This window comes from Mycolicibacterium hodleri (genome assembly GCF_025822245.1).
Taxonomy (GTDB): Bacteria; Actinomycetota; Actinomycetes; order Mycobacteriales; family Mycobacteriaceae; genus Mycobacterium; species Mycobacterium hodleri.
In genome coordinates, this window is record NZ_JACKTL010000002.1 from 1 (window position 1) to 22,408 (window position 22,408).

31 protein-coding genes are annotated in these 22,408 nt (G+C 67.4%); 23 read left to right on the forward strand and 8 right to left on the reverse strand.

Annotation, left to right across the window (positions count from 1 at the left end; all coding sequences use genetic code 11):
- Window positions 1-243: 243 nt before the first annotated feature.
- From H7J06_RS00010 to H7J06_RS00020, 3 genes are all read left to right on the forward strand, one after another.
- The gene (locus tag H7J06_RS00010; RefSeq protein ID WP_264035823.1) at window positions 244-696 is read left to right on the forward strand and encodes a hypothetical protein; all 453 of its coding nucleotides are present in this window, start codon (window positions 244-246) and stop codon (window positions 694-696) included.
- Window positions 693-815, forward strand: coding sequence for a hypothetical protein (locus tag H7J06_RS00015; RefSeq protein ID WP_264035825.1), 123 nt, complete (start codon window positions 693-695; stop codon window positions 813-815). Before H7J06_RS00010 ends, H7J06_RS00015 begins: the two co-directional genes overlap by 4 nt.
- 276 nt (window positions 816-1,091) lie before the next feature.
- On the forward strand, window positions 1,092-3,065 hold the full coding sequence (locus tag H7J06_RS00020) for a ribonuclease E domain-containing protein (RefSeq protein WP_264035827.1): 1,974 nt from the start codon (window positions 1,092-1,094) through the stop codon (window positions 3,063-3,065).
- 105 nt (window positions 3,066-3,170) lie between these two features.
- Here the strand turns inward: H7J06_RS00020 and H7J06_RS00025 are convergent, their stop codons facing one another.
- The 3 genes from H7J06_RS00025 to H7J06_RS00035 all read right to left on the reverse strand — a co-directional run bounded on the left by H7J06_RS00025 (window position 3,171) and on the right by H7J06_RS00035 (window position 4,869).
- The gene (locus tag H7J06_RS00025; RefSeq protein WP_264035829.1) at window positions 3,171-3,479 is read right to left on the reverse strand and encodes a Fic family protein; all 309 of its coding nucleotides are present in this window, start codon (window positions 3,477-3,479) and stop codon (window positions 3,171-3,173) included.
- Window positions 3,479-3,652, reverse strand: a complete 174-nt coding sequence (locus H7J06_RS00030) for a hypothetical protein (protein ID WP_165604451.1) — start codon at window positions 3,650-3,652, stop codon at window positions 3,479-3,481. Before H7J06_RS00030 ends, H7J06_RS00025 begins: the two co-directional genes overlap by 1 nt.
- A 128-nt stretch (window positions 3,653-3,780) precedes the next feature.
- A complete protein-coding gene (locus H7J06_RS00035; RefSeq protein WP_264035831.1) occupies window positions 3,781-4,869 on the reverse strand; it encodes a hypothetical protein in 1,089 nt (362 codons plus the stop codon).
- Between the two features lie 35 nt (window positions 4,870-4,904).
- Between H7J06_RS00035 and H7J06_RS00040 the strand changes: the two genes are divergently transcribed.
- Genes H7J06_RS00040 through H7J06_RS00050 form a run of 3 tightly spaced genes read left to right on the forward strand, consistent with a single transcriptional unit; the run spans window position 4,905 to window position 5,914 of the window.
- Entirely contained in the window at window positions 4,905-5,153 is a 249-nt protein-coding gene (locus H7J06_RS00040) for a type II toxin-antitoxin system Phd/YefM family antitoxin (RefSeq protein WP_264035833.1), read from the forward strand.
- A complete protein-coding gene (locus tag H7J06_RS00045; protein WP_264035835.1) occupies window positions 5,150-5,530 on the forward strand; it encodes a type II toxin-antitoxin system VapC family toxin in 381 nt (126 codons plus the stop codon). The genes H7J06_RS00040 and H7J06_RS00045 overlap by 4 nt, the downstream gene beginning before the upstream one ends.
- A gap of 15 nt (window positions 5,531-5,545) precedes the next feature.
- On the forward strand, window positions 5,546-5,914 hold the full coding sequence (locus tag H7J06_RS00050; protein ID WP_264035836.1) for a hypothetical protein: 369 nt from the start codon (window positions 5,546-5,548) through the stop codon (window positions 5,912-5,914).
- Between the two features lie 45 nt (window positions 5,915-5,959).
- Here H7J06_RS00050 and H7J06_RS00055 read toward each other — a convergent pair whose 3' ends face one another.
- A complete protein-coding gene (locus H7J06_RS00055; RefSeq protein ID WP_264035838.1) occupies window positions 5,960-6,340 on the reverse strand; it encodes a hypothetical protein in 381 nt (126 codons plus the stop codon).
- Window positions 6,341-6,460: 120 nt separating this feature from the next.
- Between H7J06_RS00055 and H7J06_RS00060 the strand changes: the two genes are divergently transcribed.
- From H7J06_RS00060 to H7J06_RS00080, 5 genes are all read left to right on the forward strand, one after another.
- On the forward strand, window positions 6,461-6,730 hold the full coding sequence (locus H7J06_RS00060; protein WP_264035840.1) for a hypothetical protein: 270 nt from the start codon (window positions 6,461-6,463) through the stop codon (window positions 6,728-6,730).
- Window positions 6,731-6,741: 11 nt separating this feature from the next.
- Window positions 6,742-8,331 (forward strand): RNA-guided endonuclease InsQ/TnpB family protein, encoded by a 1,590-nt coding sequence (locus H7J06_RS00065; protein WP_264035842.1) that lies wholly within the window; start codon window positions 6,742-6,744, stop codon window positions 8,329-8,331.
- 128 nt (window positions 8,332-8,459) lie between these two features.
- A complete protein-coding gene (locus tag H7J06_RS00070; protein ID WP_264035844.1) occupies window positions 8,460-9,479 on the forward strand; it encodes a hypothetical protein in 1,020 nt (339 codons plus the stop codon).
- A gap of 156 nt (window positions 9,480-9,635) precedes the next feature.
- The gene (locus H7J06_RS00075) at window positions 9,636-10,511 is read left to right on the forward strand and encodes a DUF2637 domain-containing protein (RefSeq protein ID WP_264035846.1); all 876 of its coding nucleotides are present in this window, start codon (window positions 9,636-9,638) and stop codon (window positions 10,509-10,511) included.
- A 207-nt stretch (window positions 10,512-10,718) separates the two neighbouring features.
- Window positions 10,719-11,414, forward strand: coding sequence for an HNH endonuclease family protein (locus tag H7J06_RS00080; protein WP_264035848.1), 696 nt, complete (start codon window positions 10,719-10,721; stop codon window positions 11,412-11,414).
- A gap of 14 nt (window positions 11,415-11,428) precedes the next feature.
- Here H7J06_RS00080 and H7J06_RS00085 read toward each other — a convergent pair whose 3' ends face one another.
- From H7J06_RS00085 to H7J06_RS00095, 3 genes are all read right to left on the reverse strand, one after another.
- On the reverse strand, window positions 11,429-11,857 hold the full coding sequence (locus tag H7J06_RS00085) for a hypothetical protein (RefSeq protein WP_264035849.1): 429 nt from the start codon (window positions 11,855-11,857) through the stop codon (window positions 11,429-11,431).
- Window positions 11,858-11,860: 3 nt separating this feature from the next.
- Complete coding sequence (locus H7J06_RS00090; RefSeq protein WP_264035851.1) at window positions 11,861-12,694, reverse strand: EspK C-terminal domain-containing protein; 834 nt, start codon at window positions 12,692-12,694, stop codon at window positions 11,861-11,863.
- 1,756 nt (window positions 12,695-14,450) lie between these two features.
- Entirely contained in the window at window positions 14,451-15,083 is a 633-nt protein-coding gene (locus tag H7J06_RS00095) for a hypothetical protein (protein ID WP_264035853.1), read from the reverse strand.
- Window positions 15,084-15,417: 334 nt separating this feature from the next.
- Here H7J06_RS00095 and H7J06_RS00100 point away from each other — a divergent pair, with 334 nt between their 5' ends.
- The 12 genes from H7J06_RS00100 to H7J06_RS00155 all read left to right on the forward strand — a co-directional run bounded on the left by H7J06_RS00100 (window position 15,418) and on the right by H7J06_RS00155 (window position 21,582).
- Window positions 15,418-16,323: an MPT63 family protein gene (locus tag H7J06_RS00100; RefSeq protein ID WP_264035856.1), complete on the forward strand. Its 906-nt coding sequence runs from the start codon at window positions 15,418-15,420 to the stop codon at window positions 16,321-16,323.
- A gap of 33 nt (window positions 16,324-16,356) precedes the next feature.
- Window positions 16,357-16,578, forward strand: a complete 222-nt coding sequence (locus tag H7J06_RS00105) for an antitoxin (protein WP_112555793.1) — start codon at window positions 16,357-16,359, stop codon at window positions 16,576-16,578.
- A gap of 5 nt (window positions 16,579-16,583) precedes the next feature.
- Window positions 16,584-16,958, forward strand: coding sequence for a type II toxin-antitoxin system VapC family toxin (locus tag H7J06_RS00110; protein WP_264035860.1), 375 nt, complete (start codon window positions 16,584-16,586; stop codon window positions 16,956-16,958).
- A gap of 16 nt (window positions 16,959-16,974) precedes the next feature.
- Complete coding sequence (locus H7J06_RS00115; RefSeq protein WP_264035861.1) at window positions 16,975-17,199, forward strand: hypothetical protein; 225 nt, start codon at window positions 16,975-16,977, stop codon at window positions 17,197-17,199.
- Between the two features lie 17 nt (window positions 17,200-17,216).
- On the forward strand, window positions 17,217-17,654 hold the full coding sequence (locus H7J06_RS00120) for a hypothetical protein (RefSeq protein ID WP_264035863.1): 438 nt from the start codon (window positions 17,217-17,219) through the stop codon (window positions 17,652-17,654).
- The gene (locus H7J06_RS00125; RefSeq protein WP_264035865.1) at window positions 17,641-17,901 is read left to right on the forward strand and encodes an NUDIX domain-containing protein; all 261 of its coding nucleotides are present in this window, start codon (window positions 17,641-17,643) and stop codon (window positions 17,899-17,901) included. Before H7J06_RS00120 ends, H7J06_RS00125 begins: the two co-directional genes overlap by 14 nt.
- Window positions 17,902-17,952: 51 nt before the next feature.
- A protein-coding gene (locus H7J06_RS00130) for an IS3 family transposase (protein ID WP_109489571.1) occupies window positions 17,953-19,223 on the forward strand; the annotation gives its coding sequence in 2 pieces (ribosomal slippage) (window positions 17,953-18,226 and window positions 18,226-19,223; 1,272 coding nt in all).
- Between the two features lie 162 nt (window positions 19,224-19,385).
- Complete coding sequence (locus H7J06_RS00135) at window positions 19,386-19,520, forward strand: hypothetical protein (protein ID WP_264035868.1); 135 nt, start codon at window positions 19,386-19,388, stop codon at window positions 19,518-19,520.
- Window positions 19,521-19,963: 443 nt separating this feature from the next.
- Window positions 19,964-20,215: a hypothetical protein gene (locus H7J06_RS00140; protein WP_264035870.1), complete on the forward strand. Its 252-nt coding sequence runs from the start codon at window positions 19,964-19,966 to the stop codon at window positions 20,213-20,215.
- A gap of 2 nt (window positions 20,216-20,217) precedes the next feature.
- Window positions 20,218-20,649, forward strand: coding sequence for a hypothetical protein (locus H7J06_RS00145; RefSeq protein ID WP_264035871.1), 432 nt, complete (start codon window positions 20,218-20,220; stop codon window positions 20,647-20,649).
- Window positions 20,633-20,905 (forward strand): hypothetical protein, encoded by a 273-nt coding sequence (locus tag H7J06_RS00150; protein ID WP_264035873.1) that lies wholly within the window; start codon window positions 20,633-20,635, stop codon window positions 20,903-20,905. The genes H7J06_RS00145 and H7J06_RS00150 overlap by 17 nt, the downstream gene beginning before the upstream one ends.
- A gap of 410 nt (window positions 20,906-21,315) precedes the next feature.
- A complete protein-coding gene (locus H7J06_RS00155) occupies window positions 21,316-21,582 on the forward strand; it encodes a hypothetical protein (protein ID WP_264035875.1) in 267 nt (88 codons plus the stop codon).
- Window positions 21,583-22,004: 422 nt separating this feature from the next.
- Here the strand turns inward: H7J06_RS00155 and H7J06_RS00160 are convergent.
- Window positions 22,005-22,408, reverse strand: a 404-nt coding sequence (locus tag H7J06_RS00160) for a hypothetical protein (protein ID WP_264035877.1), incomplete at its 5' end; no start/stop codon positions are given.

The window sequence follows — 22,408 nt, forward strand, 5'->3', positions numbered from 1 at the left end:
GCTCCCACCCAACGAGTTCGAGACTCTCTACTACGCTGCCCTCAACACCGAGGAACAGCCCACAATGGAGGCGGCACAAAACCTCAGGTGATTCACCCCCGGGTAGAGCGGGAAGGCTCCGACGCTGAACCCACAGTCTCTCACCAGCGCAGATAGCACGTCCCGCGCCGCATGCGGCCCAGCTGGTCACCGAGAGTTACGTTGGCGGTGCGCACCTTCGACCGACGGACAAAGGGCCCGACCATGATTCAAGTACTCCACGCCAGCCACAACGGCGAGCTGTACAAGCGCCGCGTCCTATCCGTCGACGACATCGCCGACCTCATCCGCGAGACCAGCCTGGAGACCCTGACGAACACGGCGGGCATCGACTTCTGGTTCACCCCCTCCACGCACCGAGCGCACCGCCGAGTCAACCGCAGCGCCGCCGAACTCCTCCTGGCCACAACGCGATTCAGCGCCTCGAACGTGCCGCTGATGCGCGGCATCGTCGTGCTGGCAGCCCATGATGGCGCCGGCGAGCTGGCTGGCCTGAGCGACGCCCAGATCAACGGCCTGGCCGACACCCTCCGCTGCCTCTCCTGGCGCGAGGACCTCGTGCTGTCCCGCCGCATCGCCCGAGACCAGCGCAGCCAACTGCGTGCCAGCCGCACCGCCTCCAAGGCCGAAGGCGCCAGCATGTCGTGGATGGCATGAACCCGGAAGTGCCTCAGCTGGTGCGCCAGCTCGCCGATCAGCAGCCGCAGCAGGCCCCGCAGCTGGTCACCCAAAACGCCCAGCTGGTGACCCAGGCGACCTGGTGGCGCAGCTACTGAGGCGAAACCGCCGCTGAGCTGCGGGGATAGCACGTCCCCACTAATGGCCGCGCGTCGCCGGCGCCCATCAGCGTCGACGATCTCGAACTGCCCGCCCATGCGCGTGACCTGCGGCGATGGCATTGCCCCCGCCCTCTGGACGCGAGGCGTCGCAGTGTCCGGCCGGCGCAGGAGCAAAATTCACACCTTGGTGAAACCCCGGAGATAATCACCGCCATTGGTAAATTTCCCTCACCAGGTAAAAACCTGGGATCCCGCCCGCTCGCAGGAGACCTCATGTACGCCGCCGCAACCCGCCGCTCGCCCCTTCCCGCCCTCGCCCTGACCACCGCCGCAGCCCTCACCCTGACCCCACTGGTGCTGCCCCCGCCGACAACACCGCTGCACCTGTCGCTGCCCCAGGTCTCGGCCCCGCGCCTAGAGCTGACCGCCGCAATCAACCCCGCCGACGTCACCGCGTTGATCAACAACCTCAACGCCGCCCTGCAGTCCGCCTCCACCACCGTCACCGGCCTCGTCGGAACCCCCGGCCAAACCCTGGCCAACGCCCTGGACTCGGCCGCCACCCTCAACGACAGCCTGTGGGACGGCCTCATCGACGCCACCGACAACCAGACCCTGGCCGCGATCCTCACGACCCTCAAAGACACTGCAGGCAACGGCCTCTCACGCCTGTCGAACTCCGTCGACGCCGCCAACGACACCATCGTGCTGACCACCGGGCAGCTCGCCGACCTGCTGACCTCCACCCTGACCGGATCCCTCGGCACCGCCCTGCACGCCGTCGCCACCGTCATCAACAACCCGCTGGCACTACCCAGCTACACCGGCCTCATCAACACGCCCCTCGACATCGCCGGCCTCCTCGTCACCGGCGGCATCGGCGCCGTCAACAATCTCGGCGCCAACGTCCTCACCGTCACCAACACGGTTGTCACCGGAGTGACCGCCCAGGTCGACAACGCCCTCAACACCTTCAACGGCCTCCTCAGCGCCGGCAAGACCCTCACCGGCATCGACCTCATCAACGGCCTCCTCACCGCCGTCCAAGGCATCGTCTCCGCCCCCGTCACCGCCGCCGTCGCCGGCGTCAACGGCGCCTCCACCACCATCACCAACGCCGCCGCCATCACCCTCGACAAGATCGCCGACGGCGCCTCCGACGCGATCGCCACCTGGATCGGCGACGGCACCCGCTCCGGCGCCATCCAAGAAGTCATCAACACCATCGGCTCCGCACCCCTGAGCCCCGCCAGCTACACCCACGCCGTCTCCGTCCTCGTCGGCGCCGGCATCACCACCGTCACCAAGGTCGCCCACACCGCAGGATCCCTGGCCTCAGTTCCGTTCACCGCCGCCGCCGACATCACCACCGCCGCCGCCGACGTAATCACCGCGCTCACATCGGGATTGGCCACCGCCGCCTCCGGCATCATGCAAGCCGCCGGGCTGCCCTCCCTCGTCTACGGCCTACCCCACGCCATGGCCGCCACCGTCAACGGCCTCGTCAACGCCGCCGCATTCACCACCGCCACCGGCCTGCGCACCATCGCCGCGGCCCTCGACTTCGGCTCGGCCATCACCGGAAACCTCACCTCGGCCGCCGCTCCCACATCCAGGGCAGTCACCCTCACCCTCGCCGCCGACACCACCACCGCCAAGGACGACGCTGAATCGGCGGCAGGGGACAGCGCCGCCGCAGAACAGGCCACCCACAGCACCGAGGCGGCCGCGGCCTCGGCCGAACCCGCCACCGATGCGGTCGCCGTCACCGAGCCCGACGCCGAGACTCCTCCCGCGGCCGCCGAGCCCGACGCCGAAACCCCCGCGGCCGCTGAGCCCGACGCCACCACCGACATCGACGCCGAAACACCCGTCGCTGAGACCGAAGATCCCACCACCGCGCCGACCACGGACACCACCACGACGCCGGCCGCCGGATCCGAGACTGCGGAAACCGAGCCGGCCGCCGAGACCAAACCCGCCGCCAAGGATGACGCCGCCACTGCCAACTCCGACAAGCCCGCCGCCGCGGCACCCAAGAAGAAGCCCCGCGGCACCGACCGCGCAACCGACACCGACGACGACGCCACCGAATCGACCAGCACCGCCGGACGAGCCACCCCGGACCGTGACACGACATCCACCACGGGCAGCAACTCGACCAGGACGCCCAAGCACGCCTCCGAGACCTCCCCGCGCCACGCAGCCGCAAGCACCGACGCCCCGAAGCACGCCGCCGCGGCGTAGCTACCCCTCGATCGGTTCCACGTCGACAAAGGCCGCCAGGTCGGTCACGTCGCGGTGGGCGTCGTAGGTGCGCAGCAGCGCGATGTAGCGCTGCTTGTCGAGGTCTCAGTCGTACTGCTCGATGGTCGGATCCTGCGCCGCGGCGAACACCAAATCGGCCAGAAGCCTTGTGGTGCGGCCATTTCCATCAACAAAAGGATGAATGCGCCGCGGGCGCGGCGTGGCACCGCGATGCCCAGCTGCTGAGGCGTCCAATCGTCGGTATGCGCCCACCGATAGGAGATGGCCTTGTTCCACGTCGTAGACGTCCGCGCGAGTGATCGGGGAGTCCAGGACCTCGACGATCTCGGGCAGCAGGGCATCAAGCTCGTCGTGCGGAAGAGGAGTTTCCCCGTAACCGGGGGACAGGGCCATCAACGCTTGGGTGGCTGCTGCTTCGCCAGATAAGCCTTGACCGCTGCCGACCGGCGGTGACCAGCGGGCACTACCCGGCCCTCCAACTTCGCCGACGCCTTGGTGGCACGCGCTCCGGCCTTCTTGACGGCAGCCTTCGACACCACCACCTTCTTCGGTGTCTGGCGTTCCATCACTGCACCTCCACGAGCGTCGACCGTCGCATCGAAGCTACCGGCCCCGCACCCCCGATGACCACGGCGTTTACCTACTCACCGCCGGTTACCGACGACCGCGTGACACCGTTCGATGGTCCCCCGCCTCATCCCAGCAGAGCCGCCACCCACCGCTCCGGATCGAACAACTCATCCGCGGACAAGCCCGTAAACGACTGCAACGCACCGGGATACACCCGCTCATACATCGCATTCCACCGCGTCGCCATCACAGGCGGCGTCAGCATCCACTCCGCCGCAGCCTCGCTGAGATACCAGCGGCCGCCCTCCCGCGTCGCCGAGATCAGACCCCGCCGGCACAGGCCCTCCCACAACGCCTCCAACTGGCGCGTGCGCGGCTGCAGCGGCTTGGCCAGTCGCTCCACGTGCACCCGCCCCAGCACCCACGGCAGGCCCCACACCCGGGCCGCATGCGCACGATGAGTGCCCCGCAGAACCTCATAGACCGGGCCCGCCGGTCCCTCCAGCCGGTGCAGCAGCATCGGATCGTGGGCGAACATCTCCGTTAGCCACCCATCAACCGTCCCGCCTGCGACCGCGGCGCGCAGCCACTCGGCCACCTGCACGATCGTGTCCCGCCGCGGATTCCGATCAATGTCACCCCAGGCCTCCGAGTTCGTCGACGTCAACAACCGCGCCGGCACCCACTCCGCCCACGTCGCCCACCCACGCGTCGCCGCATCAGCGACACCGACCGCGCCGGCATCAGCATCGTTGAACGGCGGCATGAACACGCGGTGCGAACCCACCTGCGGGACAGTCGCATTCAACTCCGCCGCCCGGGCCCGCGCAAGGACCTCCCGCTCACCAGCGCTGCCCGGAACCTCGGCCGCCACCGCCCTCAGCTGCTCCGCCAGGCCATCCGGCCGACCGGAACCCAGCTGCCGCGCGAAATCCGAATCGAGGTCAGTCGCCGCCTCGGACGCCTCCGACGTCCACCCGAAGTCGACCACCTCGTGATTGGGCCGGGCCCGGTACACCGGGCGATCAGCCTTCAGAACCCCGCCCCGGCGCAGCAGTTCGGCCACGGCTTCGGCGTCGCTGGCCACACCACGCACTGTCACGCCGTCGCAGCGCTGTGCGCGGAAGAAGCCGTCGGCGCGCCACTGCAGCGCGCCTTCGTTGTTGAGGCCGCGTAGGTCGACGCATCCAAACAGCAACTCGTGCAATGCCATACCCCGAATGTAGCACATGTGCTACCGTGGCGGGCATGGAAACTGTGGGAGTCCGCGAACTGCGCCAAAACGCCTCCGAACTGCTGCGCCGCGTCCAAGACGGCGAGGAAATCACCATCACCGTCTCCGGCCGCCCCGGCGCCCGCCTCGTCCCCGCCAACCCCAACACCTGGCGCCAGTGGACCGACGTCGCCGACCTCTTCAACGGACCCGCAGACGCCGACTGGGACACCGACCGCGACCTCATCGACCAGCAGATCACCGACCCCTGGACGCCACGATGAAGGCCATCCTCGACACCAGCGTCGTCATTGCCACCGACCTTCAACCCCTCGAAGGCGCCCTCGCCGTCAGCGCAATCACGATGGCAGAGCTGCACTTCGGCGTCCTCGTTGCCAAGACACAACCAATTCGTGCCGAACGCCTCCGCCGCCTCCTCAAACTCCAGCGGGACTTCGACCCCATCCCTGTCGACCAGGCCGTCGCCGCCAGCTACGGCCAGCTCGCCGCGGCCGTCGTCGACGCCGGCCGCCAACCCCGCGCCCGCGCGATGGACCTCCTCATCGCCGCCACCGCACACGCCCACTCCGCTCGGCTCTACACCCGCAACGCTGCCGACTTCCAAGGCCTCGAAAGCCTCATCGACATCACCCCCGTCTAACCCCGCGAGGAACCCATGAAGACCGCCAAACTAACTGTGCGACAGCAAGAAGCGATCGGTCTCGTCGAGCAAGGCCGTGTGCAATACGGCCACGAATTCCCCAACATGGCGCGCCGCGGCCACACCACCTACCCAGTTTTCCTCATTGATGGCCACGCCGCCTACAACCAGCAAGGCCGCACCTTCGCCGCACTCGAAGAACGCGGACTCCTCGTCATCCGCCACGACCTCGTGCCGCGTGAACCCAAGCCGGCGACCACCAGGACGTCACGCACACTCACCGGGGAAACCACGATCACCATCCCCGCCCACGACGCCCCCGTCGACCCGGGATGGCGCACCGCAGTCGAACTCGCAACGTCTGTCGACAGTGCCCAAGAGTGAGCGGACCGCGGCCGCAGGCGGAAAGTGAAACTAGGAAACGTTGTTTCAGCGACGGCGGACGATCTCGGCATACCGCGAGTAGATCGCCTGATGCGAGACGCCAAGCGTCCTGGCGATAGCCGGGACCGTGACACCGCGGCGACGGGCGTCCTCAATCGCGGGTGCGGGATCGCATACCGGAGCGAGGATCCGCACCACTAGCAGTGACCAGGGCTTCTCGAACGCGTGCAGTAGTTCGTATCGAGGGTCTGTGTGATCTGCAGCCAAGAGAACAGTCAGAGCATCCTCGGCGTTGGTACCGGCACCGGCACCTGGGCCAGCCAGCAATCGCTCGGTGGCTTCCAACCGAGCGGCGTTCAGGGCGGCCTGTGCGACAGCCTTTGATGCTGCGGCCAGCGCATCATCGGACAGGTCATCGAACGCCACGCCGTCGACAGTATCGCCTTGATGGCAACCATCAATGCAGCCACACCCGCAATGCAAGAACGGCATGTTGTACGCTGCAAGCACAGATTGCATTGCGCGATGTCCTAGAGGGAGCGGTCCATGTCCGACCCACACACCACACAGATCAAAGTGGCCTGCGACGACCTGTACTGCTCACCCCTAGATCCCGTGGCCCAAGCCAACGCCCGCGATCTCCTCCGACAATCCACACCCGCCCTTGATGAGCGGAACCTGACCCGCCGGATCCGGATCGCCTGCGACGAGCTGCACGACGACCCCAACGATCTCGATGCCCGCCACGCACTCCTGGCCCTGATCGACCCGACATCCCCAGCGGCGAACCGCTCCGGTGTCACCTCCCGGCTCTAGCATCACGAACAATGGCTGAGCAGCTGCGCGCGTACCGGTTCGCGCTGGACCTCACCGAGGCCCAGGCGTCTGCCGTCGCGCAACACGCCGGCGCCGCACGCTGGGCCTACAACCACGCCCTGGCCGCCAAATTCGCCGCACTCGACGAGCGCCACACCGCCATCACCCTGGCGGTGGACGCCGGTGCGGACCGAGCTGACGCAGCCAAGCGGGCGCCGAAAGTGCCTGGCAAACCCGACATTCAGAAGACGCTCAACACGGCGAAGGGCGACGACCGCCGCGGCGAGGACGGACTCTGCCCTTGGTGGCACACCGTCAGCACCTACACCTTCCAATCCGCCTTCGCCGACGCCGACCGCGCCTGGAAGAACTGGCTCGACTCACGCACCGGAAGACGGAAAGGCCGCCGGGTCGGCCGGCCTCGGTTCAAGACCAAACACCACAGCCGCGACAGCTTCCGCATTCACCACAACGTCAAGAACCCCAGCATCCGACCAGACACCGGCTACCGAAGAATCATCATCCCCCGCCTCGGCTCCTTGCGCGTGCACTCATCGACCAAACCGCTTCGCCGCGCTCTCGGCCGAGGAGCCGTCATCCAGTCAGTGACGATCGCCCGCGGCGGCCACCGCTGGTACGCCAGCATCCTCACCAAGCAACCTCACACCGAGGTCACCTCCACGCACCGTCAACGCCAAGCCGGCACCGTCGGCGTCGACCTCGGCGTCCACACCCTCGCAGCCCTATCCACTGGTGAGACGATCGACAACCCGCGGCACCTGGACGCCGCACGGACCCGTCTCACGAAGGCGCAGCGAGCACTCTCGCGCACCCAGAAAGGCTCGAACCGCCGCCGCCGAGCAGCTCGACTCGTCGGCCGCAGGCACCACGAAGTCGCCGAACGCCGCGCAACGACCCTGCACGCCCTCACCAAGACGCTGGCCACACAGTGGTCGACCATCGCGATCGAGGACCTCAACGTCGCCGGCATGACCCGATCGGCCCGCGGCACAGTGGACCACCCCGGCCGAAACGTCCGGGCGAAAACAGGACTCAACCGCGCCATTCTCGATGCCGCCCCCGGAGAACTGCGCCGCCAACTCGAGTACAAGACGAACTGGTACGGCAGCAGCATCACGGTCATCGGCCGGTTCTTTCCGTCCAGTCGAACGTGTTCAGCGTGCGGAGCGAAAGCCAAGCTCACACTCGCTGATCGCGTATACCGATGCGCTGCATGCGGATTCACCGCAGACAGAGACGTCAATGCAGCCATCAACATCGCCGCCCAGGCGGCCGTCGCCCTCGGCATGAAGGAGACGCTAAACGCCCGCCGAGCTGCCGACGACCACCCGCTAGCCGCGGGGTCGAGGTCGTCGTCAGCAACGAAGCGGGAAGGCCGCCACACCGTGGTGGCCACCCCAGCCCGGCAACAGGCTGGTCACCCAACAGAAGCGGAAACGGACCCGACCGGCACCTGGCTGGTCACATGGGTCGGCTCCACGCGGGCGGGTGAGCCCGAAAGGATGAATGCGGACGGGGACGGGGGAACGACGGACATCGTCCGTCTCGGCGTGCAGTCGGCTCCACGCGCGGACGGGTGAGCCCACAAGGCACGGCAGGGGCTAGGGTCCGGCGTCGGCTCCACGCGCAGACGGAGCCCAGCGACCGAGCTCAAATCGGTTGCAATCGGCGACCGAGCAGGATCATTTCTGCAGCTAAACTGGCCGGCATGAGCCAGCCGATGGGATTCGAGGTGCCGGCCTTCCGGGGTGGGTCCGATTCGATGGGCCAGCAGGGCCAGCAGGCGGCGTCCGACCTGTCCAGCGGCGTGTCCTCGGCGCTGTCTCCACCTGGTGCGTCGAGCCCGGTCGGAAGTCAGATCTCAATGCTCACCGGTAGTCTGCAAACCGGCCTCTCGCCGGCCGGGCCTGCCCTGTCCAGCGGTGCGCAGGACCTCAATCAGACGACGCAGGGTGCCATGACGGGCATCCAGAATCAGGACGCGAAGAACGCGGCCGGGTTCGAAAACACCGGCACCCCTGGCCAGGGGTTGGCCGGCTCGGATGTCCCCGGTCAGCTCGATCCTGAGTCCATCGATCAGGAAGCCAAGGCCAAGGCCGAGGAGATGCTCGGCGGCGATCAATCGCAGCAGATGATGCAGCAGATGATGCAGATGGGCATGCAGGCCGGCATGCAGATCCCGCAGCAGATCATGCAGCAGCTGCAACAGATCACCAGCAAGGTGGGCGAGGCGGTCGGCAAGGCCGGCGAGCAGGTGGGCCAGCTCGTCGGCAAGGTCGCCGAGCAGGCCACAAAGGCCGCGACCGAGACCCCGGACCTTGGCCTCGACGGTCTTGGTGGCGCCGGCGGCGGATTCGGCGGCGGCGGTGGCGGCGGCGGCGGTATGGACCCCGGCACCACGATCCCGGCCGGCCTGGAGACACCAGTGACACCCATGAACACCTCCAGCGCGCTACAAGGCAGTGCGCTGCAGGCACCTGGCGGTGGATCTCCGGCAGGGGCCGCGGGCAGCCGGATGCCGATGATGCCGATGATGCCGATGCACGGCATGCACGGCGGCGGTAAGGGTGGCGGCGAGGGCACCAAGCGCGACCCGGCGATCTTCCCCGAGGACAAGATCTACGACGCCCCCGGCGGCGTCGAGCAGACCTTCGGCGCGATCCCCGAGATCGAGTCCGAAGAGCCGCCGTTCGGCAATGCCGGCGGCTCGCACTCCTCCGGTCACTAGCCCCGGGGCCCTGTCGTTTCCGGTGGTCGCCGCACCCAAGATCAGGGTCGAGGCGGTGTTAGCCTTTCCGTGTGATGAGCACTGGCATTGTGCGCCAGCGCTATTCGGCTCATCGCCGCGCATAAGCACACAATCTCGCCGAGCCCTGAGGACGCCATGACTGTCGTCGACGACGCCCCCCTGGACACCCACCCCGCCCGCAACGGAACCGCGTTCTCCACGGGCCCGATCGCGACGTTGCCCGCCCAGCAGCCGGTGCTGCCGCCTGGAGACGACGATCTGGTCCTGGCCGACGGCGAAGAGGTCCTGGCGGCGCCCGGTTCGGCGAAGATGCTGCGCGTCACCCGCTTCGCCGCGGTGTCCATCACCGCTGTCATCGGTATCGCCTCGTTCATCCTCAGCTTCGCGTCTCTCACCGATCTCGCGATCCGAGCCGGATACCCCCGCAACCTGGCACCGCTGTGGCCGATCATCGTCGACGGGACGATCCTGGCATCCACCATGGCAGTCCTCGCCCTGGGAGCGTACGGGGCGCAGCAGCGAGCGAATCGGCGATTCTTCTGGTGGGTCCTTGCCTTATCGGCGCTGGTCAGCGTCGGCGCCAACGCACTGCATGCGACCATCCAGCCCGGTATCGAACTCGCGCCCTGGCTGAAAGCGGCGATCGGGGTGGTCCCACCCGTCAGTCTCTTGGCCACCGCCCACGGCGCAGCCATTCTCTCAAGGGTCCGCCCAATGACTGTGAAGGCCGTTCGCCTGCAACAGGAAGTGCAGCAGGTGCAGCAGGAAGAGGATCGTCGCCGCTACTGGCTTGAGGCCGCGCGCACAGTCCAGCAACAGAATCCGTCTGTGAAAGCCATCGCAGATCGGCCGGTCGAGCAGATCGCTGAAGTGCTGGAAGCTACACACAACGGCGTTTCGCAGCGCGGCCTGAGCACGGCGACGGGTTTGCATCACGAGACGATCCGGAAGATCCAGCAGGCCGCTGCTGCGGCGGCGGCGGCGTCTCCTGCTGAGGGCGCATCGAGATAAGGCCGAGTTGGATCGACGGCGCGATCCGCCGGCCAGTCCAGGGCCGTGAGCGGGCGGGTGCCGTCAGGGACGTGCCGTCAGGCCAGGTCAGGCCCACGGTTGGGGTATGTCGGTATGCGACAGTGGAATTCAAGCGTCGGCGCAGCCGGATCTGTCGGAATCCGCCGATAGTCTGAACAGGCAATACACAACCGGGGGAGGTACGGCATGCGGGTTCGTCGAAGCGGCGCAGTAGCAGTTGTCGGTGCGGCGATCGCGATCGCGGCCTGGCTGAACCCGAGCTTCGACCTCGGCTACCGCGGGGACACCGTGGCGATCGCGGCCCCAGAAGCGGCCGGCAACGTGGCAACACTGCTGGACCAGGTGAAGGTGGTTGACCGCATCAATGACGTGCCCGGTTATGAGCGCAGCTGCAAGCGCGGCGACGCGTGTTCGTTTGGTCCCGCGTGGAACGACCCTACAGACTCCACGGGGTGCGACACCCGAAACCGCATGCTGGCCAGGGATTTACGCGATGTTGTGTTCAAAGACGGCACGCGGAACTGCAAGGTCATCGCGGGCTGGCTGCAGGACCCCTACAGCGGCGAACGAGTCGACCGGATGGACGTCGAACTCGACCACACAGTGGCCCTCCACCATGCGTGGAATGCTGGTGCCTGGCAATGGGATTCACGGAAGCGGCAGATCTTCGCCAACGACCCGATGGAGCTTCGGGCGCTCTCGTCGAGCGTCAACCAAGACAAGAGCGATGCCGCGCTTGACGAGTGGATGCCGCCTCTCCCAGAAGCCCGTTGCCCGTTTGTCATTGACTACCTGTCTGTCATGGTGAAGTACGAACTGCCCATCACGCTCAGTGAGCGGGATGCGGCTGCGGCGGCCTGCGCCACTGCGCCACTGAGCTGAACGCCGCCCCCGGCTTATACGGCGGCGCGCATACCCTGCACGTGCAGAACGTCCCGCACGGTGCCCATGATGCCGTCGGCAGTGTGCTCGCGGCAAGCGGCGGTGTGGACGAGGCCGGACACGTAATCGTCACGGTGTGACCAGATCTCGACGATCCAGTCATCGGGCGCCGCAGCGGGCCGAGCGAGCTTCCGCAGCCCGTAGCCGCGGTGGTCGGACACGTGCAGCAGGTGACCGTCGCTCAGGCGGCATTCGATGACATAGCGCGCCGGCGGCGGGCCGGGCAGCTCGTCAGGGCCCAGCACATGCGGGGGATAGGGCTCGTCGGCGTCCGCGGGCCCAACGCGGACCACCTCAGCGTCACCAATCTCGCGGCGCAGCAGGTTGAGAAGCGCGGAGTACTTCGACGACAGAAGAGCGCAAGTCAGCGTGGCGCTGGCCACCGCTCAGCGCCCGACGAACTGCGGCGGCGCCGACGTCGGCTCAGGAGACTGCACATCGAGCAGCATGCTCCATGAGTAGGTGGCGTCAGCAAGCGCACGTAAGGCCACCGGGTTCCGCATCGCCAGCGCCGCCTCGGTGGCGTACGCCTGCGCCAGCAGCGGCCGGCACGCGCCACCCTCGGTGTCCAACTGCCCGACGGGGACGTCGCGGACGTCGACGCGGGCCGCGCGCTCCTGGACGCACAGCTCGTGGTGCTCCTCTTCCAGCTGCTCCCACGGCAAGGACGCCACCCAACGAGGCTGGTCGATCCGTCCTAGGTTCGAGCGGCACATCGACAACAGTTTGTGCCGGGTGGCGGACGAGCCAGCCTTCTCGTCGGCGCTAAACGCCAGCCACAGCACCTGCTCTCGCTGCTTGACTGGATCGACGATGTGTTTGACCGCGCGCCGGCGAGTGTCGGACACCTGCAGCTCGAATCGCGTCACCACAGGGCCGCTGAGCAGCTCCGGATGGGCGCGATCGGTCCCGTCCACGTATGCCCATGGCAGGCCGGCGGTGACCGCTGGGGCGCTCGACATGGTGGAGGCAAGAGCTGTCAGCTGCCCGCCGGCCGCGGCGGCGTACTCGACGATGACGCGAGCGGGGTCGAGGGCCCCTTCCCAGCGGGCGGAGTCTTCGTGCGACCACGGCATCACCACATCTGCGGGGAGGAATGCCTCGGCGGGGACCCAGCCGCGGCCGCGGTCGGACGTCACGACAACCTGCCGGCGGCCACTCGTCACGATCATCCCCGCCGCCCAATGAACCGCGGAGGCGCCGCCGGCTGCTTCCACCACCGATCGCACGGTTGCCAGATCCTGATCATCCGATGCCTCAAGCGGATTTAGCGGAGGGGTGAAGATTGCCGGGGCAATGATCGGGTCAGATGCGCTGAGTGGGGCAATGATCGGGCCACCGACCCCACCGCCGACTGGCCCGCCCGAGGGCGGCACTGACGGATCCGGATTCTGCTGCTGTGACGAGTTTGACACCGGCGTCGACGACGGCGGCGCAGCGTGCGCACCAGGTGCAGGGCCCGGCGGAGGTCCATGGCCCGGAGCAGGCGCAGGGGCAGGGGAAGGAGCTGGCGCGGGCCCCGGCGTTGCAGTCGCAGGCACACCGGCAGCGGGCGGGGGCGCGGCCATCGCCGGGGGAGGCGGGGGAACCGCCCCGCCGGGCGCTGCCGGCGCCAGTGGGGCTACAGGAGGTGGCGGCGGTGCGGGCGGTGGTGCAGGGACCGCGCCTGCGGCCGCCGAAGCCAACGGGGCGGCTGCGGATAGAGGAGCCGCGGACATCGGAGCCGCAGCAGCAGGAGCAGCTGCCGCGGGCGCCGCCGCCGACATCGGACCTGCCACGGCCGACCCAGCCGCTGGTGCCGCCTCAGTCGCCGAAGAAGTAGCAGCCGACTGCACTGCCGGCGCAGCTGAAGCGGCCGGTGACGCTTCACCTGCCGTCGGGGCCGAGGACTGCGAGATAGGTTGCGCGCCAGCAGGAGACGTCGTGCCGGAGCCTGCTCCGGAAGAGGCGCCTTCTGCTCCAGAAATGCCCGTCGTGGAAGTGTTTCCGGTTGGCGACGGAGTGCTGGTGCCGGCGCCAGAAGGTGTCGCGGAGCCTCCCGTGGAGGCCGCGGGGGAGGTCGCTGGAGTTCCGGCGGATCCGGGAACCGAACTACTCGGCGAACCACTAGAGGGCATTCCAGGTCCTGACGTGGACGCACCACCACCGCCGGCTGTCTGGTTAAAGCCCGCGGGCGTAATTGCGGCCTGTCCCGGGCCAGTCGTCACGCCAGCGGGATCGGATACGCCGGAGCCCCCGCCTTCACCGACCTGACCGGGCCCTGAAGTGACCCCGGATGGATTGCCCAAAGCCTGGGTGCCCGAACTGCTCTGACCTGGGCCGTTGGTCACCTCGGATGGGGGCGCGCCGCCGGTACCAGTGAGGGACGCAGGTGCCTGGCCAGGGCCTGCCGTCACCTCTGAGCCTGTGCCAGGCATTCCGCCCGGCATGGGCATCGCGGTGGGGACCTGGCCCGCCCATGACGGGACAGCCGCGAGGGCGCCCTGGGCGGCACCTGAAATATCGGAGATCAACTGCTTGCCTTGGCGCTTAACCTCTTCGATCGCGTCGTCGATCTCTTGCTCCTTGCCCGCCAGTATCGCTGCGGGGCGAGCGGCCTCGAGTGTGCTGATGGCGGACTCCACCCAGCCAACTACTCCGGCCATTTGGGCAAGCATTGCGCCGAGAGTGGTGGCCCAGGCCTCCAGGCACGCAGCTGCCTGGGCGACTTGAGCGCCCACCTTCCCGACGTTGATGAAGTATTGGCTCCAGCTGCTGGAGATGACTTCTGCGAGGGTGCCTTGGCCGTGATTAAGCAGTCGGCCGGCGGCGACTTGCCCGTCCTGCGAGGTAGCAATGAGTTGGGTAGACAGCTTCGTCATCTCGACCGAGCGCCGCATCAAATCCGCAGGCTGAAGGCTGTCCTCCCAATAATTTTGAAGGATCTCGGACGCGTGCGGCGTTGTCGGCTTCGGAGTCACTGATCCGGCTGACCGCTTAGCTCACACCACACAGCTGATCGAGCCGTGCGGACGCGGCCGTCGCGGCCACACCATCGGCCTGCGTATAAGTGCGATTGCGCAGCAACTCGATTTCGCTACGCCGCTCCGCGACATACTGGCGCGCGACTGATGCAGTACTGGCTGGCTCGGCGGAAATCTGCGGCTCAAACAGGTCAAGGGCCTTGGCGATCGCAGCGGTCCGATTCCCGACGTAGGTATCGATATTCGGCGTCGACCAATCCCAGCCCGGAGGTAGCTGAGGGATAGCCGTCAGCGCGGCCTTAGTGGAGGGCCATGCCTCGCAGGTGGAGCTGCTCTCTGCGACGCTGCCCTGTGCCGGCACATTCTGGGCAGCCGTTGGAGCCGGGCCAGCGGGTGCTGCGGTATCGGGGCCGCGGCTCAGCAGGACAGCTGCGATTACCGCGGTGGCGATGATGATGGCCGCGACGATGATGGCGACGGGAAGCCACCGCCGTGCCGGCTTGGCAGGCGGGTAGTACGGCGGCCACTGGGGCGGCGGCCCGGGCGGCGCGCTGATGGGGCGGTTTCCCTCCATAGGGGAATCGTAGCGCCCTGGGATCGCGCCGTCACTGGTGATCGGGGCGTCGAGCTGCGCATTTCGTGCCATGGCGAGCCCCCTTCCTGGCTATTTGCCCGGTTATAGACTGGCCGAGCTTCTGTCGTATCAGTGTGATAGCACTATGCTAGCACATTGCAACGGGGTGGTCCTTGGCCCATTTTCGCCAGGGAACCGGCCGATGGCTGCCGCCGGTTCGAGCGTATGAGGCCAAGGTGTGGTCGTGGGGCTCCGCGGTGGGACGTGCTATCGGTGCAGGTGAGCAACTTCGTTGACGTGATGGGCGCTCGCCAGCTGCGCGGTAAATAGATGCTCCGCGGCAACCGATTTGAGCTTCAGTCGCTGTTAGCTTGCTTGATATAGCCGTCCAAGTCAGGGGAGTTGAATGCGCGTGAGGAATCGGAATCTGGTGGCCGCCACAGCTGCTGTGGTGTGCCTGGGCCTAGTCGGGGCGCCGGTCGCGGTGGCGGACGACGCAGTGGTGCACACCCTGGGTCAGTCCGCTGAGCTGGTCAACGGCGATGTCGTGCAGGCCTGGACGATCAAGGACCTCAAGCCCAGCTCCGACGTCATCCCCTACCAGGTGGCGGGGACGTTGTGGGAGGCCACGGCGACCGATTCGGCGGTCCGCGGGACTGTGCAGCCGATCGTGTCGAACCTGAACGCGCGGGCGCGCAGTGGTCAGACCTACCGAGTGCTGTTCGGGGTGGCGACGCCGCAGGGTGTGAATCCGGCTGCGCTCGTTCAAGGCCAGCAGACCACGGGCAAGGTGTACTTCGACGTCACCGGTGATGTGCCGGACAGTGTGGTCTACAACGCGGGTGGTTCGGATCTCGCGGTGTGGGTGCAGCCGCCACCGGCTCCGCCGCGGCCTGTTTCGTCCGGGTCGGGTTCGTCGAGCGCGGGGTCTGAGGCGACGGCGGCGCCGGCCGCGGAGGGTGCTCCGGCGCTGGCTGATGTGCCGGGCGTCGCGCCGGCGGTGGCGGGCAGTGAAGAGGTTCCGGGAAGTGTGGGGACCCCGGTCGCTCCTGGTGGTGTCGGTACTCCGGTGGAGCCGGGTAGCGCGGGTACGCCGCTGCCGTCCGGTAGTGCTGGGACGCCGATCGCGCCGACTGCGGGTGCTGCGACACCCGGTGGGGTGGCTGCTCCGAGTCCGGCGGCTGCGGCTCCAGCGGCGGCGCCGGCTGAGGTGCCGTTGGCGCCTGCGGGTAGCTCGGGTACGCCGGTGCCGCATGGTCAGGGTGGTCAGGCTGCGGTGGCGCCGACGACGCCGGTGGTTCCGCCGGCCTAGCAGAAATGTTGCACTCTGCTAGCATTGTGCAACATGGCGACTGTTTACCTGCGCGATGTCCCACAAGACGTCGCAGACCGGCTCGCGCTGCTCGCGGCCCGAGAGCGCATCTCAGTGAACGCCTACGCCGCGCGGGAGCTGGCCGAATCATCCCGACGGGCCGACAACGCCGACCTGCTCGCTGCACTCCCGGACCTCGGCGTCGCCACGGAGGAGATCGTCGCCGCGGTCGACGAAGGCCGCGCAGGAAAGTGATCGTCGTGGATGCCTCGGCGGCCGTGGCCGCGCTACTCAACGACGGCCAGGCACGCGAACGCCTGACCTCCGAGCGCGTCTGGGCGCCGGAAGTGATCGACGTCGAGGTGGTCAACGGCCTGCGCAGCTGCCTGGCTCGTGGCCGGATCGACGAAGCCGCGGCGCAGGCGGCGTTCACGGCGTGGCAGGGCCTGGGGATCCGGCGGGTCAGCGGCCGCGGGCTACTGCCGCGGGTGTGGGAGCTGCGCGAGGTCCTCGACACCGCCGGCGCCTCGTATGTGGCGCTGGCCGAAGCGCTCGACTGCGCGGTGGTGACCGCTGATGCGAAGCTCAGCGCGATCACCGCGGCGCGGTGCCCGGTACTACGTGTAGCGAACTAGATGAGGAGGTGGAGAGGTGTTGAACATACTGCAGCGCAACGTGATCCGCGGTTTCCTGGATGAGGGCATGGACCCGGACGGGATCGCCGACTATCTGGGCCGCCTGAATGACCTGGGCCCTCTGGAGGTAGTGACCATCCGGTCGGCGGCATACGACATGCTCAACGAGAAGCCAGCTGACGCGCCGGACGTCGCTGGCGGCCGGCCGGTGCTGACGCTGATCGCCGGCGGCGCGGCTTAGCAGCGCGGGAGGGTCATATGGAACTGGCGGAAGTTGAGTTCACTGCACGGCTGAACTCTGTTGTCGATAGGGCCGAGGTTATTCGTAGCGCGCTGGGCGCGGCTGGGGTTGCAGAGTCTTCGATGCGCGAGTTCGCTGAGGCGACAGAGGTGATAGTCCACAAAGAGTCGGCGTGGAAGCCTGATGCTGTTGTGACTCTCGGCGAGGGCAAGAGGATGAATGACGGTGCGCCGTATGCAGCGCAACGGGGTCTGACTCAGTTGACGCCGTGGGCATTTGCCGAGCATCACGTGCCGGGCACTTCGGTGTGTATCTATGACCCGGTTGCCAATATCGCCGCGGCCTGGCGATTGGTCGGCGTCACGCACGGGGTGGATCTGGAGACGGGGCGCGGTTTGGCCGAGTTCATGGCCGACGTTCACGCGAATCCGGGTGCATGGTTTGCAGGCCGGTGAGGATCTAGAAGCTGCTGTCAGGCGTCAGCGCGTCGCGGCCTACGTCATTCGTCAGCGGGGGCGTCGTAGCGAGCTGCTTGTCTTCGAGCAGGCGGGTACGCCGGAGGCCGGCACCCAGATCCCTGCCGGCGGGATCGTGGCGGGCGAGACGGCCGAGGGTGCGGTTGTGCGTGAGATCGCCGAGGAGGCGGGTCTGATTGGGGTTACGGTCCGCGCGCGCCTGCACACCGAGGACAAGCCGCACTGAACCACCCCGGGTTTGATGCACACCTTCTTTCGAGGGAAGGTTGTTCGCATTATGCCGAGGAAGTACGACGACGAGTTCAAGGCCCGGGCGGTGCGGTTGGTCACCGACCATGCCGAGGAGTACGACAGCCGCACGGCCTGTATCAGCGCGGTGGCCAAGCGGTTGGGGGTGTCCTACGAATCGCTGCGCCGCTGGGTGAACCAGGCCGAGGTGGATACCGGGGTCCGTGACGGTGTGCCCACCGATACGGTGCGCGAGTTGCGCGAGCTCAAGCGTAAGAATCGTGAGCTTGAGGAAACCATCGAAATCCTCAAGGCGGCAACAAGTTTCTTCGTGCGGGAGAGCGACCCGCGACACCACTGATCTGTGCGTTCATCGCCGAGCATCGTGCTCGGTTCGGGGTCGCTCCGATCTGCCGCGTGCTCACCGAGCACGGCTGCCAGATTGCCCCGAGAACCTTCTATGCCTGGCTGACCCGACCCCCGTCAGCGCGGACCCTCTGGGACACCGTGATCACCGAAGTGCTGGCCGGCTTCTACGAACCTGACGAGCACGGCCGCCGGAAACCTGAGTCGTTGTACGGCGCCACCAAGATGTGGGCTCACCTGCAACGCCAGGGCATCGCCGTGGCCCGTTGCACCGTGGAACGCCTGATGCGGGCCAACGGCTGGCGTGGGGTCACCCGCCGCAAAAAGGTTCGCACCACGATCGCTGACCCGGCCGCGGCGCGGGCAGCCGATCTGGTCAAACGCCAGTTCCGGGTGCCCGCCCCCAACGTACTGCTGGTGGCGGACTTCACTTACGTCCGCCTGGCCAGCGGAGCGTTCGTATACACCGCGTTCGCCATCGACGCCTTCGCGGGCCGGATCGTCGGGTGGACCTGCTCAGCCAGCAAGGAAGACAGGTTCGCGCGCCAGGCGATCCACCATGCCGCACAACTCCGAATAAACGAAGGTAATCCGTTGTTGGGCAATACTATTCACCACAGCGATGCAGGCTCGCAATACACCTCCGTGCGGTTCGGCGAGACCCTGGCGCTGTCCGGACTGGTGGCGTCGATCGGCACAGTCGGGGATGCCTTCGACAACGCTCTGGCCGAGACGACGATAGGGCTCTACAAGACCGAAGCCGTCCGCGACGACTCACCGTTCCGGCGAGGTCCGCTGCACCGCCTGACCGACGTCGAACTGCTCACCGCTGAGTGGGTGCACTGGTACAACACCGACCGGCTCATGCACCGCCTGGGCCGCATCCCACCGACCGAGTACGAGACCATCCACTACGCTACAAACACAGCCCAGCCAGAGGCTGCACACCAGTAACCAGGTGTGCATCAAACCCGGGGCGATTCACACCCCGTTACGGGGCAGCCGCGGTCTACGACGTTCTTTGTGCTCGATGCCCCGTCTGACGTCCCAGATGCCTGGTCGCACAGAGTGTCTGGGCGCGACGCTGATGCGGGGCTGTCATTCCATTGCCGGTTCGTGGGTCTGCCGCTGCAGGTGCCGCTTGCCGACGGGCAGGACACCTGGCTCGGGCTGGTGGACCCCGCGTTCGCCACCACGCAGGCGGCTCGCGCGCAGTGCGCGGAAGTGCTTCGGTCGCGTCACCTGCAGTGACGGCGCGTCCCTTGATTTGGCGTGCGCCGGGCCCGGTTTGACGACGGGACGGCGCCCATACTCGAACAAGCGCGAGTGGAGGGGAGCTGTCATGGCGGACGGTGCGACACCGGTTTATGGAATGTCGTTGGAGCAGGCGCTCATTCACGTCTGGTACGACGGATTCAACTCGGGGGCTTCGACGGGCTGCAATCTCTTCCTGCCTGGCCGAAGCGGCCGATGCGAAGGCAGACGAGCTGGTGGCGGCGGCGAGCGAGTCGCCGGAGCTGCGGGCCCAGGTGCAGGTCGAAGTGCGCGAGCGGATCACGTCCTTGATGCAGGCCGTGATGGCCAAGGGCCCCCTTCCGGGCGTTTCTGCCGAGGACATTCGGCGCCAGTCGACCGATGCACCTGGACGTGTCGGCCCCGCGGCGGACAATCACGCACAACCCGAAGGAGTCGACATGGCGAACGAGACACTGGTGGAGCGGCCGGCGGCCGACGACGAGTTCTTCCCCGACGATGCGCTGCCGATCCATCACCTCGACGAGGACCGCGACGGGCAGGAGCGCGGCGTGTGCCCGCACTCGGGTGGCAGCCGCACCGACGGCGGTGGTTGTCCCCGCGGATGCGAGGGAGCCACCGAGCATTACTCCAACGACGGACACCGGAGGTGCTACGACCCGGCCCCGATCCGCCCGCGGGCTGGAGCGTAACGATGAGTACGGGTACCGACCACGCCGACATCTGGGCCTTTGAGTTGGCGTCGTGCGAGCCGACCGAGTGGGAGCGCTGGATCGATGCCGTCGAGTCGATCCTCGGTCACTCGGCAGACGGCGACGGCGAGGCCGACGGGTATTCGCTCGACGAGTTCTACGACACCTGGAAGCAGGGCCTGTCGCCGGATGCGGTAGCCGCGGGAATCCGGCACATCGTGACCCGCGACGGTCATCAGTACTGGCTGCGGAAGCTCCCTGGTGGCGAGTTCTTCGTCAACCGGGCGAACCCCCCGAGCCCTGAGTGGTCGGGTGAACCGTGGTGGACGCAGATCGGCGGGCCCTTCGCCACACGGCATCTGGCGTGCGAGTGGCTCACGGAGACAGGCGGAATCGTCACTGAGGCCGGAAGCGCTGATGGTGTTGGTCGGTAGCGGGCACGAGGTCGTCGACCTGGACCAGGATGCACTCGACCCGCCGGATGACTCGGCTGAATGCGGTTGCGGGGTCCGCCGGACGATCCTGCGGCACAACCTGATCTCACCGTGCGCCGGTCGCGCATTGGCGAGGCTGAAGGCCGCTCATCCCGACGAGTACGCCGGGTACCTCGCCGAGCAGAGGGCGGAAGCGTTGGCGGAGTTCGAGGCAACGTGGCAGCGTCACCTCGCCGGCGACCACCATCCGCGATAGACCGAACAGCGATGGGAGAACCGATGAGCGCACGGTTGAATGGCCGGACGACGCAACGGTTTCCGCTGTCGCGCGCGCGATCTTCGTCGAGCGGTTCAAGGACCGGAAGCTGACCGGTGAGCCCACGGACGCTGACGTCGACCAGGTACGCCACCTCGCCGAGGCGGCGCTGCGAGCTATCGCGAACCTCAGGACTGTGGCGGACGCCGCCGACGTCCCGGTCCGCGCTGTGGCTTCCAACAAGGCCGACGGGTCGATAGTGGCGCGGTTCGACGAGGAGAACGGGGTCGTCTTCGGCGACGGCGCTGGAGCGAGCAGGTGTGGTTGAGCGGATCCGGCCCGGAGGGGACTGCCAGGACGTGTTCTGGCGGTTCCTAGGTGATCCGACGGATGCGGAGATGGACGCGGCCGTGGACCTTGATGCAGCGGTGTCGGGTGACGTTGCCGACGAGGAGCGTCCGAGCCTCTCGCTGGCGATGGCGCGTCTGGATGCGCTCGGGGCGGCGTTGGCGGCCACCCGATCGATCCGCGACGAGGAGGCCGCCGGCAGAGCGTTGGATGCCAACCTCGCTGCACTCCGCGCAATCCGCCGAGTGCTCGACCACGCGGTTCGGGCTGAGGGGACTGGCGGGCGTCCGGCGTCGTCGCGGGCGGAGAGATCGGTTACGAGACGGTGACAGCAGCAGTTCGACGTCGTGTGGTCAAAAAGCTGTGTCCGGGCAGTGATGCGATACCGCCGGCACCTCCTGATTCGGGGGACCAGTGGTGTCCTGCGTGTGGAGCGGAGATCGGTGTCGGCGACAACGGGTGCATCGTCGCGCACCCCATGCGGTACGCGGCCATCGTGGAGCACATGGCGCATGTCGTGACTGAACTCGAGCGTGGTTGGTGGGAGCCGATCTGGTCGCAGCCCCAGCGGCCGCGCTGACGAATCTCAGGTGGGAACGGCTTTCGCGCGTGGCCTTCTTGGCGGCGTAGCTGGGAGGTCGAGAGGATGCTTGCTCATCGCCAGAGGTTGAGGGGCAAATGCGCTGCTCGCGCGGTCGAGGCATTGTGATACTTGGGGGTTTGCTGGGTGATCTGGTCGCAACCGTATCGGCTATCGCCGTCGTGATGGCTGGGCTTCGGTGATGGCGGCGTCGTGGATGTCGATGCTGTAGCAGATGGTGGCGATGTAGTCCTCGATCTCGTCGGCATCTTGGGCGCGGCTGCCTTTGATCTCGTTGAGTGGCCCGACGAAAGGGCGTTCGTATGCCTCGGGGACGCGGGCGGTGGGTTGTGTTGCGTCTGTGTACGCAAGCGCGCTGGGCTGGCGCAGGTAGTAGGCCGAGCCTTCGGGGGTGATGACGTATGAGCGGTCCGCTGGGTCCAGGGGTTCGTTGTCGCAGTTAGTGGTTGACGCGCTGGGTGAATCACCTGAGGTTTTGTGCCGCCTCCATTGTGGGCTGTTCCTCGGTGTTGAGGGCAGCGTAGTAGAGAGTCTCGAACTCGTTGGGTGGGAGC

Excerpts from the sequence above, each read along its gene's own strand:
- H7J06_RS00020 (WP_264035827.1), top strand. The coding sequence starts at position 1,092 with ATGTACGCCGCCGCAACCCGCCGCTCGCCCCTTCCCGCCCTCGCCCTG.
- H7J06_RS00080 (WP_264035848.1), top strand. The coding sequence starts at position 10,719 with ATGCGGGTTCGTCGAAGCGGCGCAGTAGCAGTTGTCGGTGCGGCGATC.
- H7J06_RS00075 (WP_264035846.1), top strand. The coding sequence starts at position 9,636 with ATGACTGTCGTCGACGACGCCCCCCTGGACACCCACCCCGCCCGCAAC.
- H7J06_RS00050 (WP_264035836.1), top strand. The coding sequence starts at position 5,546 with ATGAAGACCGCCAAACTAACTGTGCGACAGCAAGAAGCGATCGGTCTC.
- H7J06_RS00060 (WP_264035840.1), top strand. The coding sequence starts at position 6,461 with ATGTCCGACCCACACACCACACAGATCAAAGTGGCCTGCGACGACCTG.
- H7J06_RS00120 (WP_264035863.1), top strand. The coding sequence starts at position 17,217 with ATGGAACTGGCGGAAGTTGAGTTCACTGCACGGCTGAACTCTGTTGTC.
- H7J06_RS00035 (WP_264035831.1), bottom strand. The coding sequence starts at position 4,869 with ATGGCATTGCACGAGTTGCTGTTTGGATGCGTCGACCTACGCGGCCTC.
- H7J06_RS00030 (WP_165604451.1), bottom strand. The coding sequence starts at position 3,652 with ATGGAACGCCAGACACCGAAGAAGGTGGTGGTGTCGAAGGCTGCCGTC.
- H7J06_RS00095 (WP_264035853.1), bottom strand. The coding sequence starts at position 15,083 with ATGGCACGAAATGCGCAGCTCGACGCCCCGATCACCAGTGACGGCGCG.
- H7J06_RS00145 (WP_264035871.1), top strand. The coding sequence starts at position 20,218 with ATGAGTACGGGTACCGACCACGCCGACATCTGGGCCTTTGAGTTGGCG.
- H7J06_RS00065 (WP_264035842.1), top strand. The coding sequence starts at position 6,742 with ATGGCTGAGCAGCTGCGCGCGTACCGGTTCGCGCTGGACCTCACCGAG.
- H7J06_RS00025 (WP_264035829.1), bottom strand. The coding sequence starts at position 3,479 with ATGGCCCTGTCCCCCGGTTACGGGGAAACTCCTCTTCCGCACGACGAG.
- H7J06_RS00105 (WP_112555793.1), top strand. The coding sequence starts at position 16,357 with ATGGCGACTGTTTACCTGCGCGATGTCCCACAAGACGTCGCAGACCGG.
- H7J06_RS00070 (WP_264035844.1), top strand. The coding sequence starts at position 8,460 with ATGAGCCAGCCGATGGGATTCGAGGTGCCGGCCTTCCGGGGTGGGTCC.
- H7J06_RS00040 (WP_264035833.1), top strand. The coding sequence starts at position 4,905 with ATGGAAACTGTGGGAGTCCGCGAACTGCGCCAAAACGCCTCCGAACTG.
- H7J06_RS00140 (WP_264035870.1), top strand. The coding sequence starts at position 19,964 with ATGGCGAACGAGACACTGGTGGAGCGGCCGGCGGCCGACGACGAGTTC.
- H7J06_RS00150 (WP_264035873.1), top strand. The coding sequence starts at position 20,633 with ATGGTGTTGGTCGGTAGCGGGCACGAGGTCGTCGACCTGGACCAGGAT.
- H7J06_RS00100 (WP_264035856.1), top strand. The coding sequence starts at position 15,418 with ATGCGCGTGAGGAATCGGAATCTGGTGGCCGCCACAGCTGCTGTGGTG.
- H7J06_RS00010 (WP_264035823.1), top strand. The coding sequence starts at position 244 with ATGATTCAAGTACTCCACGCCAGCCACAACGGCGAGCTGTACAAGCGC.
- H7J06_RS00045 (WP_264035835.1), top strand. The coding sequence starts at position 5,150 with ATGAAGGCCATCCTCGACACCAGCGTCGTCATTGCCACCGACCTTCAA.
- H7J06_RS00015 (WP_264035825.1), top strand. The coding sequence starts at position 693 with ATGAACCCGGAAGTGCCTCAGCTGGTGCGCCAGCTCGCCGATCAGCAG.